The organism is Streptomyces sp. NPDC127068, from assembly GCF_042724695.1.
Classification (GTDB): domain Bacteria; phylum Actinomycetota; class Actinomycetes; order Streptomycetales; family Streptomycetaceae; genus Streptomyces.
In genome coordinates this window covers 1-1003 of sequence record NZ_JBHXEN010000133.1, presented here as the reverse complement: position 1 = coordinate 1003, position 1003 = coordinate 1, and the positions used below count along the sequence as shown (strand labels likewise).

Annotated in this window: 1 protein-coding gene; it reads right to left on the bottom strand. The window is 76.3% G+C overall.

What is annotated here, in order from left to right; genetic code table 11:
- Positions 1 to 97: 97 nt before the first annotated feature.
- Positions 98 to 1003, bottom strand: a 906-nt coding sequence (locus ACFWIA_RS35145) for an MFS transporter (protein ID WP_387011339.1), incomplete at its 5' end; no start/stop codon positions are given.

Below are 1003 nucleotides of genomic sequence, written 5' to 3'. Positions count from 1 at the left end.
GGGCCCGGCGGTGTTCGTCCCGGAGGACTGTCCCGGTCGGCAGTCGCTCGGATGGTCTGCTCATCCGCACCGTCCGGCCGGATCGGGCAGCTGTCTCCTACGCACGCGCGACCTGGTCGGGGGCCGGGCCCTCCGCCGGTTCGGGGGGCGGTTTCCGGAGCCGTGCGGGGCTGCGCAGGAGCGCGATCACCGGGACGGCGGCGAGCGCGAACAGTGCCGCGGCCATGAGGATGTAGAGGTGGACTCCGGTCGCCGTGCTCACCGGGGCGCCGTCGGCGAGGACGCCGTGGGCCCGGGTGGCCTTGAGGACTTCGCCTCCGGCGACGTTGAAGACCACCGATCCGAGGGCGAGGACGACCGACACCAGGCCGGAGACCGTGCCCTGCCGCTCGGGCGGGGCGAGACCGGTCGCCAGGTTGTAGCCGGACGCGGCGATCGCACCGGCGGCCGTGCCGAGCGCGGCGCCGCAGGCGATCGCCGGTGGGAGGGCCGAGACCCCGGCCGGCATCGCGAGGGTCGCGACCGCCCCGAGGGCGATACCGCCGAGGAGGGGCGGCGCGGAGCCGAACCGCACCGCGAGCCGGCCGGCGAGCGTGCCGCCGACGAGGATGCCGAACGAGGGGGTGGCGAGCAGTACGGCGACCGCCCCGCCGTCGCCGAGCCCGTAGCCGACACCGAGGTCCGGCGGCACCTGGGCGACGAGCCCCGTCAGCTGCATCATGCTCCGGAACGACCCCGCGGCCAGCAACAGGGCCAGCAGCGTCAGCACGATCGGGCGGCTGAGGGCCCGGATGTCGACGATCGGCTCCTCGGTCCGCAGGGCGAGGGACACCCAGCCGGCCAGCGCCGCGACACCCGTCCCCAACAGAACGACCATGCCGCCGGACAGCCACCCGGAGTCCCCGCCGAGGGTGGCGTACGCGAGGACCGCGCCGAGGCCGCCGCCGAGCAGGAGCGCCCCGCGTACGTCGATCCGCCCGCCGCCCCGGACCGGCGTCCTCGG